The sequence below is a fragment of the Nocardioides sp. QY071 genome (genome assembly GCF_029961765.1).
GTDB lineage: Bacteria > Actinomycetota > Actinomycetes > Propionibacteriales > Nocardioidaceae > Nocardioides.
In genome coordinates, this window is record NZ_CP124681.1 from 3,496,793 (window position 1) to 3,513,461 (window position 16,669).

At 73.3% G+C, this 16,669-nt stretch carries 19 protein-coding genes; 9 read left to right on the forward strand and 10 right to left on the reverse strand.

All coding sequences use genetic code 11. The annotated features are described in order from the left end of the window. Positions 1 to 25 precede the first annotated feature (25 nt). The 4 genes from QI633_RS16910 to QI633_RS16925 all read left to right on the forward strand — a co-directional run bounded on the left by QI633_RS16910 (position 26) and on the right by QI633_RS16925 (position 4,868). On the forward strand, positions 26 to 1,318 hold the full coding sequence (locus tag QI633_RS16910; RefSeq protein WP_282426409.1) for a helix-turn-helix domain-containing protein: 1,293 nt from the start codon (positions 26 to 28) through the stop codon (positions 1,316 to 1,318). A 97-nt stretch (positions 1,319 to 1,415) separates the two neighbouring features. After that, positions 1,416 to 2,828 carry an NAD(P)/FAD-dependent oxidoreductase gene (locus tag QI633_RS16915; RefSeq protein WP_282426410.1) on the forward strand — a complete coding sequence of 471 codons (1,413 nt, stop codon included), beginning with the start codon at positions 1,416 to 1,418 and terminating at the stop codon, positions 2,826 to 2,828. A gap of 33 nt (positions 2,829 to 2,861) precedes the next feature. Continuing rightward, positions 2,862 to 4,190, forward strand: a complete 1,329-nt coding sequence (locus tag QI633_RS16920) for a deoxyribodipyrimidine photo-lyase (protein ID WP_282426411.1) — start codon at positions 2,862 to 2,864, stop codon at positions 4,188 to 4,190. A 45-nt stretch (positions 4,191 to 4,235) separates the two neighbouring features. Then, a complete protein-coding gene (locus tag QI633_RS16925) occupies positions 4,236 to 4,868 on the forward strand; it encodes an alpha/beta fold hydrolase (protein ID WP_141798136.1) in 633 nt (210 codons plus the stop codon). 74 nt (positions 4,869 to 4,942) lie between these two features. Here QI633_RS16925 and QI633_RS16930 read toward each other — a convergent pair whose 3' ends face one another. Together QI633_RS16930 and QI633_RS16935 are read right to left on the reverse strand one after the other, a co-directional pair. Beyond that, positions 4,943 to 5,203 carry a metal-sensitive transcriptional regulator gene (locus QI633_RS16930; protein WP_036541962.1) on the reverse strand — a complete coding sequence of 87 codons (261 nt, stop codon included), beginning with the start codon at positions 5,201 to 5,203 and terminating at the stop codon, positions 4,943 to 4,945. Then, complete coding sequence (locus tag QI633_RS16935) at positions 5,200 to 5,619, reverse strand: DUF302 domain-containing protein (RefSeq protein ID WP_282426412.1); 420 nt, start codon at positions 5,617 to 5,619, stop codon at positions 5,200 to 5,202. The genes QI633_RS16930 and QI633_RS16935 overlap by 4 nt, the downstream gene beginning before the upstream one ends. Before the next feature lie 96 nt (positions 5,620 to 5,715). Here QI633_RS16935 and QI633_RS16940 point away from each other — a divergent pair, with 96 nt between their 5' ends. The 3 genes from QI633_RS16940 to QI633_RS16950 all read left to right on the forward strand — a co-directional run bounded on the left by QI633_RS16940 (position 5,716) and on the right by QI633_RS16950 (position 8,678). Beyond that, positions 5,716 to 7,872: an MMPL family transporter gene (locus tag QI633_RS16940; protein ID WP_282426413.1), complete on the forward strand. Its 2,157-nt coding sequence runs from the start codon at positions 5,716 to 5,718 to the stop codon at positions 7,870 to 7,872. A gap of 51 nt (positions 7,873 to 7,923) precedes the next feature. After that, positions 7,924 to 8,298, forward strand: a complete 375-nt coding sequence (locus QI633_RS16945) for a carboxymuconolactone decarboxylase family protein (RefSeq protein WP_141798133.1) — start codon at positions 7,924 to 7,926, stop codon at positions 8,296 to 8,298. A 149-nt stretch (positions 8,299 to 8,447) separates the two neighbouring features. Further along, positions 8,448 to 8,678 carry a DUF2892 domain-containing protein gene (locus QI633_RS16950; protein ID WP_141798132.1) on the forward strand — a complete coding sequence of 77 codons (231 nt, stop codon included), beginning with the start codon at positions 8,448 to 8,450 and terminating at the stop codon, positions 8,676 to 8,678. Here QI633_RS16950 and QI633_RS16955 read toward each other — a convergent pair. The 6 genes from QI633_RS16955 to pcaH are packed head-to-tail and all read right to left on the reverse strand — an operon-like array spanning position 8,657 to position 13,383. Next, positions 8,657 to 9,838 carry a 4-hydroxybenzoate 3-monooxygenase gene (locus tag QI633_RS16955; protein WP_282426414.1) on the reverse strand — a complete coding sequence of 394 codons (1,182 nt, stop codon included), beginning with the start codon at positions 9,836 to 9,838 and terminating at the stop codon, positions 8,657 to 8,659. The genes QI633_RS16950 and QI633_RS16955 overlap by 22 nt on opposite strands. Then, entirely contained in the window at positions 9,835 to 10,215 is a 381-nt protein-coding gene (gene pcaC, locus QI633_RS16960) for a 4-carboxymuconolactone decarboxylase (protein WP_141798130.1), read from the reverse strand. The genes QI633_RS16955 and pcaC overlap by 4 nt, the downstream gene beginning before the upstream one ends. Continuing rightward, positions 10,212 to 10,964 (reverse strand): alpha/beta hydrolase, encoded by a 753-nt coding sequence (locus tag QI633_RS16965; protein ID WP_282426415.1) that lies wholly within the window; start codon positions 10,962 to 10,964, stop codon positions 10,212 to 10,214. The genes pcaC and QI633_RS16965 overlap by 4 nt, the downstream gene beginning before the upstream one ends. Beyond that, positions 10,957 to 12,102: a lyase family protein gene (locus QI633_RS16970; protein WP_282426416.1), complete on the reverse strand. Its 1,146-nt coding sequence runs from the start codon at positions 12,100 to 12,102 to the stop codon at positions 10,957 to 10,959. The genes QI633_RS16965 and QI633_RS16970 overlap by 8 nt, the downstream gene beginning before the upstream one ends. Next, the gene (gene pcaG / locus QI633_RS16975) at positions 12,099 to 12,647 is read right to left on the reverse strand and encodes a protocatechuate 3,4-dioxygenase subunit alpha (protein ID WP_282426417.1); all 549 of its coding nucleotides are present in this window, start codon (positions 12,645 to 12,647) and stop codon (positions 12,099 to 12,101) included. The genes QI633_RS16970 and pcaG overlap by 4 nt, the downstream gene beginning before the upstream one ends. Beyond that, a complete protein-coding gene (gene pcaH, locus QI633_RS16980; protein ID WP_141798126.1) occupies positions 12,640 to 13,383 on the reverse strand; it encodes a protocatechuate 3,4-dioxygenase subunit beta in 744 nt (247 codons plus the stop codon). The genes pcaG and pcaH overlap by 8 nt, the downstream gene beginning before the upstream one ends. A 68-nt stretch (positions 13,384 to 13,451) precedes the next feature. Between pcaH and QI633_RS16985 the strand changes: the two genes are divergently transcribed. After that, positions 13,452 to 14,198: an IclR family transcriptional regulator gene (locus QI633_RS16985; RefSeq protein ID WP_282426418.1), complete on the forward strand. Its 747-nt coding sequence runs from the start codon at positions 13,452 to 13,454 to the stop codon at positions 14,196 to 14,198. Between the two features lie 12 nt (positions 14,199 to 14,210). On the opposite strand, the gene QI633_RS16990 is transcribed toward QI633_RS16985, so the two are convergent. Continuing rightward, entirely contained in the window at positions 14,211 to 14,675 is a 465-nt protein-coding gene (locus QI633_RS16990) for an RDD family protein (protein WP_282426419.1), read from the reverse strand. A 35-nt stretch (positions 14,676 to 14,710) separates the two neighbouring features. After that, positions 14,711 to 15,115 carry a hypothetical protein gene (locus tag QI633_RS16995; protein WP_141798113.1) on the reverse strand — a complete coding sequence of 135 codons (405 nt, stop codon included), beginning with the start codon at positions 15,113 to 15,115 and terminating at the stop codon, positions 14,711 to 14,713. Between the two features lie 27 nt (positions 15,116 to 15,142). Here QI633_RS16995 and cls point away from each other — a divergent pair, with 27 nt between their 5' ends. Further along, positions 15,143 to 16,615, forward strand: a complete 1,473-nt coding sequence (gene cls / locus QI633_RS17000) for a cardiolipin synthase (protein ID WP_282426420.1) — start codon at positions 15,143 to 15,145, stop codon at positions 16,613 to 16,615. Positions 16,616 to 16,669 lie beyond the last annotated feature (54 nt).

Sequence of the window (16,669 nt, forward strand, 5' to 3'; positions counted from 1 at the left end):
GCCCCCGTCTGCGAGGATGCCGGTCGTGGCTGAGCGAACCGGTGCCGACGGCGCCGACCTCGTCGAGGTGGTCGCGGCCGCACTGCAGTCGCGGCTCGCCGACCTCACCGGCGCGCTCCGCGACCGGCTCGCGACGCGGATCGAGGAGCTCGACGGCGACGCCGTCATCATCGACCTGCTCTACGCGAGCATCGAGGGCAACATCGAGAACATCCTCAACGCACTGCGCCACGACATCGCCCTCGACAAGATCGAGCCGCCGTCGGCGGCCTACGAGTACGCCCGGCGGCTCGCCCAGCGCGGGGTCGCGGTGAGCGCGCTGGTCCGTGCCTACCGGCTCGGCCAGCAGAACCTGCTCGAGCTGGTCTTCGCCGAGTGCCAGCGAATGGACGCGCCCGCGCCGGCCCGGGCCGCGGCGTACGAGAAGGTCGTCGAGGTCACCTTCGACTACATCGACTGGATCTCCCAGCGGGTGATCACCGTCTACGAGGAGGAGCGCGAGCGTTGGCTGGCCGAGCGCAACAGCGCCCGGTCCGGCCGGGTCGACGAGCTGATCGCCGGCACCGTCACCGACGTCGACGCCGCCGAGAAGGTGCTCGGCCACCGGCTGCGCGTCAACCATCTCGGCGCCGTGCTGTGGGTGCACGAGACAGGCGCCCAGCAGGACCAGCTGACCCGCTTCACCCGGGCAGCGGCGGCGATCGCCGAACAGCTGGATGCACGCGGCGCTCCCCTGCTCGTGCCGCACGACCGGGCCACCGCCTGGGCCTGGTTCGCGGTCCCCGACGACCCTGACGGCGCCGTGCCCGACCTCGGCGCGCTGGCGTCCCGGCTCGCCGCGGTGGGCGAGCCGCCGGTGCCCCGCCTGGCGCTAGGCCGCCCGGCGCACGGGGTGGACGGCTTCCGGCGCACCCACCTCGAGGCGCTGAGGGCCCAACAGGTCGCGACCGTCGGGGACGACCCGCGCCGCTCGGTCACCAGCTTCGACGAGCCCGGGCTGAAGGTCGCCTCGCTGCTGACCCATGACCTCGACACCACGCGGACCTGGGTGCACGAGACACTCGGCGACCTCGCCCACGACGACGAGCAGCACGAACGACTGCGGCACACGCTGCTGTTGTTCTTCCAGCACGACAGCAGCTACACCGCCACCGCCGAGGCGATGCTGATGCACAAGAACTCGGTGAAGTACCGGATCGCGTCCGCCGCGAAGGCACTCGGCCGCCCGATCGGGTCGGACCGGCAGGCGATCGAGCTCGCGCTGACCGCCTGCCACTGGCTGGGGCGCGCGGTCCTGGTCGAGGCCGGCCGAGCGTGACGACCGGGGCGCTTGTGCGCCGGGACCAAAGCCGGTCCCCCAAGTCCGGCCTCGCGGGACATGGGCGCCCGCGACGCGCTCGTCGTACGGTCGAACCATGACGGACGCCATCGTGATCGGCAGCGGGCCCAACGGCCTGACGGCCGCGCTGACCCTGGCCCGCGCCGGTGCACAGGTGAGCGTGCTGGAGGCGGCCGACGAGATCGGCGGCGGCACCCGCACCACGCAGCCGTTCGGCGAGGGGATCCTCGTCGACCACTGCGCCGCCTTCCACCCGATGGCCGTCGGCTCCCCCGCACTGGCCGGCCTGGAGCGCTACGGCCTGCAGTGGGCCTGGCCCGAGATCGACGCCGCCCACCCGCTCGACGACGCCGCCCCCGCGCTGCTGCACCGCTCGGTCGAGGAGACCGCGGCCGGCCTGGGCGCCGACGCGCGTCGCTGGAGGCTTCTGTTCGGCGGCCCGTCGCGCGCCTACGGCAAGCTCGCCGCCGACATCCTCGGACCGGTCGTCCACCTCCCCCGCCACCCGCTCCTGCTCGGCCGGTTCGGCGCCCCCACCGTCCTCCCGGCCGCGGTGTTGGCCCGGTTCTTCCGCACCGAGCAGGCCCGCGCCCTCTTCCTCGGTACGACGGCCCACGCGATGCGCCCCCTCACCGAGGTCATCTCCTCCGCGATCGGCACCGGCATCCTCACCGCCGGCCACCACGACGGTTGGCCGGTCGTCGTCGGCGGCACCCAGGCGCTCACCGAGGCGCTGGCCAAGGCGCTGCTCGACCACGGCGGCCGGATCGAGACCGGGGCCCACGTGACCTCGCTCGACCAGCTGCCCGCCGCGGACGCCGTCCTGCTCAACCTCTCGCCGACCGCCGCCCTCGACCTGTACGGCGACCGGCTCCCCGCCGGCACCCGCCGCGCCTACCGCCGCTACCGCTACGGACCGGCCGCCTTCAAGGTCGACTTCGCCGTCGAGCAGGGCATCCCGTGGCGCGACGCCGACCTCACCCGCGCCGGCACCGTCCACCTCGGCGGCGGCCCCGCGGAGATCATCGCGAACGAGAAGGCGGTGAGCTCCGGCCGGATGCCCGAGCGCCCGTTCGTGCTCCTCGGCCAGCAGTACGTCGCCGACCCGTCCCGCTCCCGCGGCGACGTCCACCCGGTCTACAGCTACGCCCACGTCCCCGCCGGCTTCGACGGCGACGCCACCGAGGCGATCACCGCCCAGATCGAACGTTTCGCCCCCGGGTTCCGCGAGCGGATCGTCGGCGTCCACGTCACCTCGCCCGGGCAGTTCGCGACCGGCAACACCAACTACGTCGGCGGCGACATCCTCACCGGCGCCAAGTCGCCGACCGCGCTGCTGCTCGGGCCGCGCCCCGGCCGCAACCCGTACCGGACCGGCGCCCGCGGGGTCTACCTGTGCTCGGCCGCCGCGCCGCCCGGCCCGGGGGCGCACGGCATGGCCGGCTTCCGCGCGGCCCAGCTGGCGACCAAGGACCTGGGGTTGGACTGAGATCGCTCAGGCACCGTCTGCCAGCATGGCCGGGTGACTGACCGTCGGGCGAGAGGGAGCATCCTGTGGTTCCGTCGGGACCTCCGGCTCGGTGACCACCCGGCCCTGCTGGCCGCCTCGGCGGACGGCCCGGTGCTGCCGCTGTTCGTGCTCGACCCCGCGTTGTGGAGGCCGTCCGGTGACATCCGGCGCGCCTTCCTGCTGCGGACCCTGCGGGCTCTCGACGCGTCGCTGCGGCAGTTCGGCCCGGGCCTGGTCGTGCGCTCGGGCCGGCCGGAGTCGGTCGTTCCCGAGGTCGTGGCCGAGGCCGGCGCGGGTGCCGTGCACGTCTCGGCCGACTTCGGTCCGTACGGCGCCGCCCGGGACAACCGGGTCGCCGAGGCGCTCGGTGCGGTGCCGCTCGTGGCCACCGGGTCGCCGTACGCCGTCGCGCCGGGGCGGGTGCTCACCAAGGACGGTCGCCCCTACCAGGTGTTCACGCCGTTCCACCGCGCGTGGGTGGACCACGGCTGGCGGGCGCCCGCGGAGTCCGACCCGGCCTCGGTCGACTGGGTGGGCGCGCCGTCGGACGACCTGCCCGGCGAGCCGGACATCGCCGGCGTGGACCTCCCCGAGGCGGGCGAAGCGGCAGCGCTGGCGCGCTGGGAGGCGTGGCGCGGGACGCCGTACGACGACGTGCGCGACCGCCCCGACCTCGACGCGACCTCGCGGCTCTCCCCTGACCTGCGCTGGGGCACGATCCACCCGCGCACCGTGCTCGCCGACCTGGATGCGCGCAGTCCGCACGCCGCCACCTTCCGCAAGGAGCTGGCCTGGCGCGAGTTCTACGCGCACGTGCTGCACCACTGGCCGGCATCCGCGCGGGAGTACTTCCGGCCCGAGCTGCGCGACCTGCCGTACGTCACGGGCGCCGAGCTGCGGCGACGACTGGCGGCGTGGGCGGAGGGCCGGACCGGCTATCCGATCGTCGATGCCGGGATGCGGCAGCTGCTGGCGGAGGGCTGGATGCACAACCGGGTGCGGATGATCGTGGCGTCCTTCCTGGTCAAGGACCTGCACGTCGAGTGGCAGCACGGCGCCCGGCACTTCATGCGCCACCTCGTCGACGGCGACCTGGCGAGCAACCAGCACAACTGGCAGTGGGTCGCGGGCTGCGGCACCGACGCGGCGCCGTACTTCCGGATCTTCAACCCGACCACCCAGGGCAAGAAGTTCGACCCGGACGGTGCGTACGTTCGGCGCTGGATCCCCGAGCTCGCCGACCCGTCCGTCGGCGACTACCCCGAGCCGATCGTCGACCACGCGGAGCAGCGCGCGGCGACACTGGAGGCCTACCAACTGCTGCGACGACACGGAGGCTGACCCATCCACGACGCCGACCGCTCCGAAGACCCGGTGATGCCCGAGATGACGACCAGCTCCGCGACACCGGTGTTCACCGACTCCTGGGTCCCCGACTCCGCCCGCGCGATCACGCTCGTGCTGCACGGCGGCGCCCAGCACGGGACCGACCCCGTCGACGGGCGCAGCCTGTCGTGGCGTCGCGGTCGGGCGCTGGCCCGCCACGTCGCCGGGGTCGCGGCCGCCGACGGGATCGGCGTCGTCGTGCTGCGCTACCGGGTCCGTGGATGGAACGCCGGCCACGGACATCCGCCCGCGCCGGTCGCCGACGCGCGCTGGGCGCTCGACGAGATCGCCCGCACCCACGGCCTCCCCGTCGCGATCCTCGGCCACTCGATGGGCGCCCGCACCGGCGTCGCCGTCGCCGACCACCCGTCGGTGCGCGGCGTCGTCGCCCTCGCCCCCTGGCTCCCGGCCGACGACCCGGTCGCGCCGCTGACCGGCAAGGTCCTCCGCGCCGCCCACGGCCGCCTCGACCGGATCACCTCGCCCCGCGCCACCCGGGCCTACGTCGCCCGCGCGGCCGAGGTCGCCGACGCGGAGTTCACCGACATGGGTGCGGTCGGGCACTACCTGCTGCGCCGGATGCCGCTGTGGAACGCGTACGCCGCGGCGAGCGTGCGCGAGGTGCTGAGCTGAGCGTGCGGTTCAACTACCGAATTCGTCGCTGATCCGGCCCGACCACGACAAATTCGGTCGTTGAGCCGGAGACCTCAGGCCAGCGCCAGGAACAGCTTCTCCATCTTCTTCGCGTCCACCGAGTCCGGGCCGCCCTCGACCAGGCACTTCTGCAGACCGGTGGCGACCAGCGCGTACCCGCCGCGCCCCACGGCCTTGTTGACCGCGGCGAGCTGCATCAGTGCGTCCTCGCACTCGGCGCCCTCCTCCAGCATCCGGATCACCGACGCGAGGTGCCCGTTGGCCCTCTTGAGGCGGGTGATGATCGCCTTGATCTCCTCAGGCTCCAGCTTCATGCGGTCGCTCCCGTCTGGTCGGTCAGGGCCTCCATCATCCCGGTGAGCCGGGCGCGGCCGTCGGCGGCCACCTCGGCGAGCTCCGGATCGGGCGCCAGCGTGGCGAGCAGGGCGGGATCCATCACGTCGACGCGAGTCCGTCCCTCCCCCGCGTCGGCGACCACGACGTTGCACGGCATCAGGGCCGCGACCCGCGGCTCGACCTGCAGCGCGCGGTGCGCGAGCTGGGGGCGACAGGCGCCGAGGATCAGCTGTGCCGGGACGTCCACGTCGAGCTTCACCTTGAGGGTGGCACGGATGTCGATCTCGGTCAGTACGCCGAAGCCGGCGTCGCCGAGCAGCTCTCGCACCCGCGCCACCGTGTCGTCGTACGACGCCGCGAGGGTCGTGCTGAGCGTGAAGTCGGTGGTGTCCATCGGAGGTCCTCTCCTCGATTCCGTATCCCCCCGGGGGGATCTGCTACTGTCGTCATCGTAACCCCCTGGGGGGATAAACCGAAAGGAGGCGCCACCGTGGCGCAGACGACACCGGCCGCACCGGAGGCGGCCTCGCACACCTGGCGGCCAGGACCGCTCGGCCGCCTCGGCGTCTGGGTGACCGAGCACCGCCGCACCGTCGGCATCGCCTGGGTGGCGCTCGTCATCGGGCTCGGCGTCTTCGCGCCGTCGGTCGAGAAGAACCTGTCGGGCGCGGGCTGGCAGGCGAACGGCTCGGAGTCCGTGGCCGTGCGCGACCTCGCCGAGGAGCACTTCGGCGGCAACGCCAGCCACGCCATCCAGGTCGTCGTACACAGCACCGACGGCCCGCTCGGCGAGGGCGAGGGCGCGCGGGTGCTCGCCGAGGTGACGCAGGTGCTCGAGGACGAGCCGCGGATCGCCGAGGTGATCGCGCCGATGCCCGGAGCCAGCCTCTCGCCCGACGGTCGTACAGCGGTCGTCCTGGGCGGTGCCGGCGCCGACACCAACGAGATGGTGCGGGTCGCGACCGACCTCAAGGAGGAGCTGCAGCACCTGTCGACCGACACGGTGCAGGTCAACCCCACCGGCTCGTCGCTGCTCTGGTCGGACTTCAACGAGGCCAACCTCGAGGCGATGCTGACCTCGGAGATGGTGTCCTGGCCGGTGACCCTGGCGATCCTGGTGCTGGCGTTCGGAGCCCTCGTCGCCGCCGGGCTCCCCCTGCTGCTGACCCTCGCCGGGCTGGTGGCCTCGGCCGGCTCGCTGGTGCTGATCAACGAGCTGGTGCCCGTGTCCATCTGGGCGATGAACTTCGCGATGATGTTCGCCCTCGCCCTGGGCATCGACTACGCGCTCTTCGTGGTGGTCCGCTACCGCGCGGCCCGGATGGGCCAGCACAGCACGCCCCGGCAGGCTGTCGCGGAGACCATGGACACGGCCGGGAAGGCGGTCCTGCTCTCGGGCGCGACCGTCCTCGTGTCCCTGTCCGCCGTGCTGCTCGTGCCGTCGCCGTCGTTCCGCTCGATGGCCGGCGGGATCATGATCTCGGTCGTCTTCGTGCTGGCCGCGACGCTGACCCTGCTGCCCCTCGTGCTGTTCAAGCTCGACGACCGGATCAACCGGTTCGCCCTACCGTGGGTCAGGGTCGGCGAGCACCGCTCCCCCGTCTTCGCCCGCTGGGGCGCCCACCTGTGGCGCCGCCCGGTGGCCTGGGGCGTCGGCGCGAGCGTCGTGCTGCTGGTCCTCGCCGCGCCGATCGTCGGCCTGAAGACCGGGATGCCGTCGATCAAGGTGCTGCCCGAGGACGCCAGCGCGCGGGTCGGGTACGCCCAGGTCAAGGACGCCTTCGGCCCCGGTGCGCCGGGGATGCTGCAGGTCGTCGTCGACGAGACCGACGCCGGTACGGCCGCCGCCGTGCTCGCCGACGACGCCGGCATCCAGGCCGTTCTCCCGCCGATGCCTGCCACCGACGGCAGCGACCTCACGATGATCCAGGCGATGCCGACGGTCGACCCGTCCGACCCCGCCCTGCCGGCGACGATCGACCGGCTGCGCGCCGACCTGCCGCCGTCCGCCCTCGTCGGCGGCGCCGCGGTCGAGAACATCGACCTGACCGACCAGCTCCAGCGCTCCACGCCACTGGTGATCGGCGTCGTGCTGCTGCTCGGCTTCCTGCTCCTGCTGGTCGCCCTGCAAGCGCCGCTGATCTCGCTGCTCGGCACGCTCGCCAGCCTGCTCTCGACGGCCGCAGCCTTCGGGGTCGCGCGGCTGTTGTTCCAGGACGGCCACGGCTCGGGCCTGCTCGGATTCGAGCACCAGGGCTTCCTCGACGCGTGGGCGCCGGTGTTCTTCTTCGCGATGATCTTCGCGATCGCCATGGACTACACCGTGTTCCTGCTGGCCTCGGCCAAGGAGCACTGGGAGAAGTCCGGCGACCCGCGCGAGGCGATGGTCGGCGCGGTCGCCCACTCGGGCCGGGTGATCTTCGCCGCCGGCGGTGTGATGGTCGCGGTGTTCTTCACCTTCGCGCTGTCCGGACCGCTGCCACCCAAGGAGATGGGCGTGATCCTCGGCGTCGCCGTCCTGCTCGACGCCTTCCTGGTCCGCCTGGTCCTGCTGCCCGTGATGCTGCGGCTCTCCGGCCGTGCCGCCTGGGCCACGCCGGCCTGGCTGCGCCGGATCCTGCCCGCCATCACCTTCGCCCACGACTGATCGATCCCGACCCGAACCGACCCCAACCGAAGCGACCCGAGAGGAACCACCATGACCGACTCACCCCACGCCAAGCCGATCCTCGACGAGCTCTCCCCGCTGCACCGCCAGCTGCGCCGCGCGATCCCCGAGGTCTACCAGGGCTTCGGCGCCCTTTCGAAGGCCGCCTTCGCCGACGGCGCGCTCGAGGCGCGCACCAAGGAGCTGATCGCGATGGCGATCGGCGTCGTCGAGGGCTGCGACGGCTGCATCGCCTCCCACGCGCAGGCCGCCGCCCGCGCCGGCGCCACGAAGCAGGAGGCCGCCGAGGCCATCGGCGTCACCTTCCTGATGCACGGCGGGCCCGCGACGATCCACGGCGCCCGGGCGTACGACGCGTTCTGCTCGTTCGCCGACGCCCTCGAGCCCGCTGCAGCGCAGGCCTGAGCCGTGTGCCGTCCCGTGCGCTGCAAGACCTGCGGCAAGACGACCTGGGCCGGCTGCGGCCAGCACGTCGCGTCGGTGAAGGCCCGGGTGCCCGCTGACCAGTGGTGCGGCGGCCACGAGCGCCCCGAGAGGCCGAAGCGGTGGTGGCGATGAACGTCGACCGGCTCGTCCTCGCGCTGGCGGGCACCCTGGTGCTCGCCAGCGCGGGCCTCGCCGCGCTGCTCTCGCCGTGGTGGCTGCTGCTCACCGGCTTCGTCGGAGCCAACCTTCTGCAATCGAGCGTCACCGGGTTCTGCCCGGCGGCGGTCCTCCTGCGTCGCTTCGGCGTACCGACCGGCTGCGCGTTCTCCGGACCGCCTCAGGAGGGCCAGCCGGTGTAGCCCTCCGCGAGGTACGTCGACCCGGCGGACGAGGTGACCAGCGAGGTCAGCTCGCCCACCTGCCGGCGTACGTCGAAGTCGCTCGCCTCGGGCAGGCGGTGCAGCATCGTGGTCATCCAGTACGAGAAGTGCTGCGCCTTCCAGACCCGCTGCAGCGCCCGCTCGGCGTACCGGTCGAGCGCCACCTCGTCCCCACGGAGGTGGAGCTCGAGCTCCTCGGCGAGCACCCGGACGTCGGCCAGCGCCAGGTTGAGGCCCTTGGCGCCGGTCGGCGGGACGGTGTGCGCGGCGTCGCCGGCGAGGACGAGGTTGCCGTGGCGCATCGGCTCCTGGACGAAGCTGCGGAACGGCAGCACCACCTTCGAGGTGATCGGGCCCTCCTTGAGGACGTAGCCGTTGGCGCCGACCCGGGCCTGGAGCTCCTCCCAGACCCGGTCGTCGGACCAGGCGGCGACGTCCTCGGCCGGGTCGCACTGGAAGTACATCCGCTGCAGCGTCTCGGTGCGCTGGCTGATCAGCGCGAAGCCGCGCTCGGAGTGGCTGTAGATGAGCTCGTCACTGCTGGGGGGCGCCTCGCAAAGGATGCCGAACCAGGCGAAGGGGTACTCGCGGAAGAACTGGCGGCGCAGCGACTCGGGGAACTCGTGGCGGCAGATGCTGCGCGACCCGTCGGAGCCGACCAGGATCCGGGCCGCGACCTCGTGGCGTACGCCGTCCGCGTCGGTGAACCTCATCAGCGGCCGGTCGCCGGTGATGTCGGCGACCGACACCTCGCTCACCCCGAACCGGACGTCCCCGCCCTCGCGCGCGCGGGCGTCGGCGAGGTCGATGAAGACGTCGGTCTGCGGGTACAGCTGGACCGAGGCGCCGACCAGCGACTCGAAGTCGATCCGGTGCCCGCCGCCGCCGAACGCGAGGTCGATGCCGGCGTGGCGGTAGCCGTCGCGCAGCACCCGCTCGGAGACGCCGGACTCGACCAGCAGCCGGACGCTGTCCTGCTCCAGGATCCCGGCCCGGTGGGTGTTCTCGATCTCCTCGCGGCTGCGGATGTCGATCGCGACCGAGGAGATGCCGGCGCGCTGCAGCAGGTGGGCGAGCATCAGGCCGGCGGGGCCGGCGCCGACGATGGCGACGTCGGTGGTGGTCGTCGTGATGCTCATCGGTCCAGCTCCTCGAGGACACCCTTCGCGACGGCGAAGGCGTGGTTGGCGGCGGGGACGCCGCAGTAGATGCCGGCCTGAAGGATCACCTCGGCGATCTCGTCGTCGCCGAGGCCGTTGGTGCGCGCGGCGCGCACGTGCATCGCGAACTCCTCCCAGTGCCCGAGCGCGATCATCGCGGTGAGGACGGCGACCGAGCGCGACCGGCGGTCGAGACCGGGCCGGGTCCACACGCTCCCCCACGCGTAGCGGGTGATCAGCTCCTGAAAGTCCTGCGTGAACGGGGTCTTCGCGGCCTCGGCGCGGTCGACGTGCGCGTCGCCGAGCACCTCGCGCCGGACGGTCATGCCTGCGTCGAACGGGTCGTCGTACGTCATCGGGTGGCCTCCAGGAACTCACGGATCAGGGCGGCGGTCGCGGCCGGGTCCTCGGCGGTGGGCTGGTGCGCGACGCCGGGGATCACCACCGCGACCTGGTCGGGCGTGACGACGACGTCGTGCTCGCCGCCGGCGGAGAGCAACGGCACGGGCGCGAACGAGACCCGGTCACGGACGTCGAAGGCCGCCAGCGCCTCGCAGGCCAGCGCGTACGACTCGTCGTCGACCGACTGCAGGGCCAGCAGCAGCGCGCTGCCGGTCGCGGGGTCTCGTTCGAGGAAGCCGGGTGCGAACCAACGGGCCGCGGAGCCCTCCACCATGGCGGCGGTGCCGGCCTTGCGGACGTACGCCGCCCGGTCGTGCCATCCCTCCGGCGTACCGATCCTCGGCGCCGCGGCCAGCGTGACGACCGCGTCGAACGGCCCCGGCTCGACGGCGATCGCGAAGCCGACGGCGCCGCCGAAGGACACGCCCGCGTAGGAGACGGGACGGCCGGCCGCGATCCCGGCCGCCCGGTCGCGTACGGCGGCCGCCAGCTCCTCCACGGTGAACACCGTCGTCGCGGGGGCTCCTGCCCCGTGACCGGGCAGGTCCCAGCCGACGACCTGCCAGGTCGCGGGCAGCAGCGCGGCGCAGCGGGACCAGAGGTCGGCGACGCCGGTGCCGAGGGACGGGCCGACGACGAGGACGCGCTCGGCGTCCGTGCGTGGCTGGTCCCCGGACAGCTGCGTGAAGGTCAGGTCAGGCACGGGTCTCCTCCCAGCGGGTGATCGCGAGGTCGACGAGGCGCCCGGCCTCGCCGGTCCCGCCCCGGGTGTCGAGGCTGCCGGTCGCGGTGGCCGCGTCGACCCGGGCGGCCATCGCGGAGGTGTCGACGTGCAGGCCGGCGACGAGCTCGGCGGCCTGGCTCGCCGCGGTGACGGCGAGCTCCAGGAGCCGCGTCAGGACAGGCCATTCGGCGTGCCAGGCACCGTCGGGCCGCTCGTCGACGGCGCCGGCCGCGGACAGGTGGAGCTGGGCGGCGAGGCCCGGCGCCTGCTGCGCAGCCGCGTGCACGAGGACGGACAGGACCGGGTTCTGCTTGTGCGGCATCGTCGAGGAGCCACCGCGCCCGGCGACGGCGCCCTCGCGCACCTCGGCGACCTCGGGGCGGCCGAGCAGCAGCACGTCGGCCGCGACGACACCGAGGACGTCGGTGGCGGTGGTGAGCGCGTCACCGATCGCCGTGACCGTCGCGCGCCGGGTGTGCCACGGCAGCGCGGCCGCGTCGAGACCGAGGGCGGCGGCGAACGCGGGCAGCGCCTCGGGCTCGGCCAGCAGTGCGCGGGTGCCCGCCGCGCCGCCGTACTGGACCGGGAAGGCGAGCCCGTCGAGCCGCCTGACGGCGTCGTCGACGCCGGCCAGCCACTGGGCCGCGCGCAGGCCGAAGGTGGTCGGCACCGCCCACTGGGTGAGGGTCCTGGCGACGGCGGCGTCGTCACGGTGGGCGCGCGCCAGCACGGCGACGGCGTCGCCGGTGGTCACCAGGTCGGCCCGGACCCGGGCGACCGCGTCGCGGGCGAGCAGGACCAGCGCGGTGTCGACCACGTCCTGGCTGGTGAGGCCCCGGTGCACGGCGCCGGACGCGTCGCCGGCGGCGGTGCGGAGCAGCTCGACCAGCGGTACGACGGGATTGCCGGCCGCCTCCGCCGCGACCACCAGCGCAGGCAGGTCGACGTCGAGCCCGGCCGCCGCCTCGGCGACCGCTGCCGCATCGGCGTCGGTCGCGCTCCCGGCGGCGACCAGGGCCCGCGCCCAGGCCACCTCCACGCGCAGCATGGCCGCGAGGACCGCCGTGTCGTCGGCGGTCCCGGCGGCCCGGTGCGCGCCGGGACGAAGGATGCTCATGACCGGTGCCGCGGGTAGCTGAGGAAGACCGTCTCGCGGTCGCCCTGCAGGTGGACGTCGAACCGGAGGCTGCCGTCGGCCTCGGGCTCGACCCGTAGTGTCTGCGCCTCGTCCGCGGGGAGTCCGGCGAGGAAGTCGTCGGACTCACCCGGCAGGTAGGCACGGGTGAAGAGCCGGTCGAGCAGGCCGCGCGCGAACACGACGACCGAGAAGAAGGCCGCTCCCCCCTCGACACCGCCCGGGAGGACGGTCGTGAAGGCGTAGCGCCCGGACGCGTCGGTGGCCGCCCGCCCCCAGCCGGTGAACCGGCCGTCGCGGTGCAGCGAGCCCTCGACCCGCGGCGCCGCGCCGGCCGGGTCGGCCTGCCGGATCTCGAGGAGCGCGTCGGGGACGGGAGCGCCGCTGCCGTCGTAGACGGTGCCGTGCAGGCGGACCGCGCCGGCCGAGCCCGCGGGGACCAGGAATGCGCCGCCGTCGTACGGCAGGACGTCGTGGAAGAACGGCCCGATCGTCTGCCCGGGGGTGGGCGCGAGGGTCTCACTCATGGTCGTCACGCTCCAGGGGCGTCGCGTGGGTGCCGGTCAGCACGATGTCCCAGCGGTAGCCGGTCGCCCACTCGTGGGTGGTCAGGTCGTGGTCGTAGGTCGCCACGAGGCGCTCGCGCACGGCCTGGTCGGTGATCGACTGGTAGATCGGGTCGAGCGCGAACAGCGGGTCGCCCGGGAAGTACATCTGGGTGATCAGCCGCTGGGTGAACTCGGTGCCGAACAGCGAGAAGTGGATGTGCGCGGGGCGCCAGGCGTTGAGGTGGTTGCGCCAGGGGTACGGGCCCGGCTTGATCGTGGTGAAGCGGTACGTCCCGTCGCCGTCGGTCAGGCAGCGCCCGACGCCGGTGAAGTTGGGGTCGATCGGCGCCGGGTGCTGGTCGCGCTTGTGGATGTAGCGCCCGCCCGCGTTGGCCTGCCAGATCTCGACCAGCTGGTGACGGACCGGGCGCCCGTCGCCGTCGAGGACGCGGCCGGTGAGCAGCATCCGCTCCCCGATCGGCTCGCCGCCGTGCTGGATGGTCAAGTCAGCCTCGACCGGGTCGATGTCGGAGTGCCCGAACACCGGTGCCACCAGCTCGATCCCCTCGGGGTCGGCGTGGCGCAGGTCCTTGGTGGGGTGGCGCAGCGCGGAGCTGCGGTACGGCGGGAAGTCGATCCGCGGCTGCGCGGCGCCCGGTGGGGTCGCGGCGTGCGCCTCGGCGATCTCGGCGGTGATCCGCGCTTGCGAGTCCATGCCCCCACGCTAGGGGCCACGGGTCGTGCGGCGCGATAGCATTCTTCCACTCAGCGAAAGGGTGGGCGATGGCCGGCAACACCTCCGTCCCAGGCGCGACCGTGGTCTCGCGCAGCCTCGCGCTGCTCTTCGCCTTCGACGAGTCGCACCGTCGGCTGACCCTGTCCGAGCTGGCCCGCCGCGCCGACCTGCCGCTGCCCACGGCCCACCGACTGGTCGGTGAGCTGGCCGCCGGCGGCGCGCTGGTGCGCCGCGCCAACGGCGAGTACGTCGTCGCCAGGCGGCTGTGGCAGGTCGGGCTGCTCGCACCGGTCGAGACCGGCCTGCGCGAGGTCGCCCGCCCGTTCATGAACGACCTGCACGCCACCACCCGCGCCACCGTGCACCTCGCCGTGCGCGAGGGAACCGAGGTGCTCTACCTCGAGCGCCTCTCCGGGCGTGCGTCCGTCCCGGTCGTCAGCACCGTCGGCTCCCGGCTCCCCCTGCACGCGACCGGCGTCGGCAAGGTGCTCCTCGCCCACGCGCCCGACGACGTGGTGGCCGATGCGCTCGCGCGGCCGGCCCGGGTCACGCCGTACACGATCACCCAGCCGGCCCGCATGCGCGAACAGCTCGAGCAGGTCCGTCGCGACGGCTACGCGACCACCGTCGAGGAGATGACGCTCGGCGCCTGCTCGGTCGCCGTACCGATCACCGCCGGTGAGCGGGTGGTCGCCGCGCTCGGCGTCGTCGTACCGTCGCTCAAGCGCGACCGGGCCCGCCTCGTCGCGGCGCTCCAGGTCGCCGCGCAGGGCATCGGGCGGACGGTGGGCTGACTTCCGGCTCACTCACGCGACGTCGCGGGCGCGCAGGTACGCGGTCAGCGGACCCGGGAGCTGCGCCTGGCGGTCGCCCCAGTCGTAGACCACCGCGGTCCGCGCGATCAGGTCGTGCAGCGCACGGTGGTCGCGCCGCAGCACGACGAGCAGCAGCCCCAGCCCGAACAGCGACGTGCTCAGCGGGAAGGCGACGACCCGGACCACCGCGGCCGCCGGCCCGACCGGGCGGCCGTCACGGGTCACGACCTTGAGGCCGACGATCGCCTTGCCGACGGTGCGGCCCGCGATCGCGGTGCCGACGGCGACGTACAGCGCCGCCCAGCCGAGCAGGACGACCGACGCGATCGTCCCGGTGCCCTCCTCCAGCGAGGCATCGAAGATCGCGTCCAGCAGGAAGCCGGTCAGCGCCACACCGACGGAGTACGACGCCAGCACCACCCCGACGTCGATGGCGACCGCTCCCGCGCGACTCACCGGGCCGGCGTACCGACCCGTGACGCTGGCGCGGCTCACCGCTCCACCAGCAGCGCCGGCCCGAGCGGTGCGGGCCCGCGGCGCCGCAGGATCCGGTCGACGATGCCGGTGACCACGGTGTCCAGGCCGGCGACCTGGCTGCGCGCGACGTCGAGGGTCCGCCCGGCCAGGTGGCCCGTGGTCTCGGCCACGATGTCGGGGATCCCGGCGCGCTGCACGAGTGCCTCCACGTCCGCGCGGGCCAGGAGCCGGTCGACGTCGACCCGGTCGAGGAGCCGGTTGACGTCGACCCGCTCGAGCAGGTGGTTGACGTCGATCTGGTCGAGCACGGCGTCGAGGTCGACGTGCTCGAGGATCTCCTCGACCGGCACCGCGTCGACGACCTTGCCGGTGACCGCGCCGGCGACACGGCTGAACAGGCTGTCGTCTGGCGGTGTCATGGACCGAGGATTCCATAGGCTGCGCCCATGAATCTGCTGGTTCCGACGTCGACACTCGGGTGGATCGTCTTCGGTCTCGACATGGTGCTGCGCCTCGTCGCCCTCGGGATCATTCCCGGCAACCGGAAGCCGTCGACCGGCATGGCCTGGCTGCTGCTCATCCTGATCGAGCCGATCGTCGGGTTCTCGGTCTTCCTGCTGCTCGGCCGCACCCGGCTCGGCAACCGCCGGATCACCCGCCAGCGCACGGCGATCGCCGCCATCCGGGAGCGCAGCGCCGAGCTGCCGCTGTCGTTCGACGCGGGCCGGCTGCCCGCCGCGATGGCCGGCGTGGCGAGGCTCAACCAGAACCTCGGCGCGCTGCCGATCACCGGCGGCAACGAGGTCGAGCTGTGGTCCGACTACCGGGCGCTGATGGCCGAGATGGCCCGCGAGATCGACCGGGCACGCAGCCACGTGCACGTGCAGTTCTACATCACCGCCTGGGACGACGTGACCGACCCGGTGTTCCAGGCGATGATCCGCGCGAGCGGGCGCGGCGTCGACGTACGCCTGCTGTTCGACCACATCGGCTCCCGCCGGATCCCGGGCTACCGGAGGATGGTCAAGCGGCTGCGCGGCACCGAGATCGCCTGGCACCCGATGCTGCCGATCAAGCCGCTGCGGGGCCGGTTCCGCCGCCCCGACCTGCGCAACCACCGCAAGATCCTGGTCGTCGACGGCAGCGTCGGCTTCACCGGCTCGCTCAACCTCACCGAGCCCTGTTACAACAAGCCCGCCAACCAGAAGCTCGGCCGCGAGTGGGTCGAGCTGATGGTGCGGTTGGAGGGGCCGGTCGTCGGCGCGCTCAACGCGGTCTTCGCCTCCGACTGGTACGTCGAGACCGGTCGCGTCGTCGACCTGGTCGCGGTCCACGGCGAGCAGGACCGCCGGCCCGAGGAGGTCTTCGACGTCCCCTGCCAAGTGGTGCCGAGCGGCCCCGGCATCGTCGCGGAGAACAACCTGCGCATGTTCACCACGCTGATCTACGCGGCCACGGAGCGGATCTCGCTCACCTCGCCGTACTTCGTCCCCGACGAGTCGCTCCTGTACGCCGTCACGACCGCTGCCGAGCGCGGCATCGACGTCGAGCTGTTCGTCAGTGAGGTGTCCGACCAGTTCCTCGTGGGGCACGCGCAGGCGTCGTACTACAAGGCACTGCTCGAGGCGGGCGTGCGGATCTACCAGTACCCCGCGCCGTACATCCTCCACTCGAAGCACTTCACGATCGACGACCAGGTCGCCGTGGTGGGGTCGAGCAACATGGACCTGCGCTCGTTCGCGCTCAACTACGAGGTGTCGCTGATGATGCCGGACCCCGCCGTGGTGGCGAAGATGCGCCGCGTCGAGGACACCTACCGCGCGCTGTCCAAGGAGCTCACCCTCGAGGCGTGGGAGGAGCGCTCCCCCGGCGCGAAGTACGTCGACAACGTGGCCCGGCTGACCGCCGCCCTGCAGTAGGGGACCCCCGGTCCCGGTCCGCTGGCCCCATCGGGCCACCCGTGGAACGCGACC

Excerpts from the sequence above, each read along its gene's own strand:
- pcaC (WP_141798130.1), bottom strand. The coding sequence starts at position 10,215 with ATGACGTACGACGACCCGTTCGACGCAGGCATGACCGTCCGGCGCGAG.
- QI633_RS16950 (WP_141798132.1), top strand. The coding sequence starts at position 8,448 with ATGAACGTCGACCGGCTCGTCCTCGCGCTGGCGGGCACCCTGGTGCTC.
- cls (WP_282426420.1), top strand. The coding sequence starts at position 15,143 with ATGAATCTGCTGGTTCCGACGTCGACACTCGGGTGGATCGTCTTCGGT.
- QI633_RS16945 (WP_141798133.1), top strand. The coding sequence starts at position 7,924 with ATGACCGACTCACCCCACGCCAAGCCGATCCTCGACGAGCTCTCCCCG.
- QI633_RS16915 (WP_282426410.1), top strand. The coding sequence starts at position 1,416 with ATGACGGACGCCATCGTGATCGGCAGCGGGCCCAACGGCCTGACGGCC.
- QI633_RS16925 (WP_141798136.1), top strand. The coding sequence starts at position 4,236 with ATGACGACCAGCTCCGCGACACCGGTGTTCACCGACTCCTGGGTCCCC.
- QI633_RS16935 (WP_282426412.1), bottom strand. The coding sequence starts at position 5,619 with ATGGACACCACCGACTTCACGCTCAGCACGACCCTCGCGGCGTCGTAC.
- QI633_RS16955 (WP_282426414.1), bottom strand. The coding sequence starts at position 9,838 with ATGAGCATCACGACGACCACCACCGACGTCGCCATCGTCGGCGCCGGC.
- QI633_RS16985 (WP_282426418.1), top strand. The coding sequence starts at position 13,452 with ATGGCCGGCAACACCTCCGTCCCAGGCGCGACCGTGGTCTCGCGCAGC.
- QI633_RS16930 (WP_036541962.1), bottom strand. The coding sequence starts at position 5,203 with ATGAAGCTGGAGCCTGAGGAGATCAAGGCGATCATCACCCGCCTCAAG.
- pcaG (WP_282426417.1), bottom strand. The coding sequence starts at position 12,647 with ATGAGTGAGACCCTCGCGCCCACCCCCGGGCAGACGATCGGGCCGTTC.
- QI633_RS16970 (WP_282426416.1), bottom strand. The coding sequence starts at position 12,102 with ATGAGCATCCTTCGTCCCGGCGCGCACCGGGCCGCCGGGACCGCCGAC.
- QI633_RS16995 (WP_141798113.1), bottom strand. The coding sequence starts at position 15,115 with ATGACACCGCCAGACGACAGCCTGTTCAGCCGTGTCGCCGGCGCGGTC.
- pcaH (WP_141798126.1), bottom strand. The coding sequence starts at position 13,383 with ATGGACTCGCAAGCGCGGATCACCGCCGAGATCGCCGAGGCGCACGCC.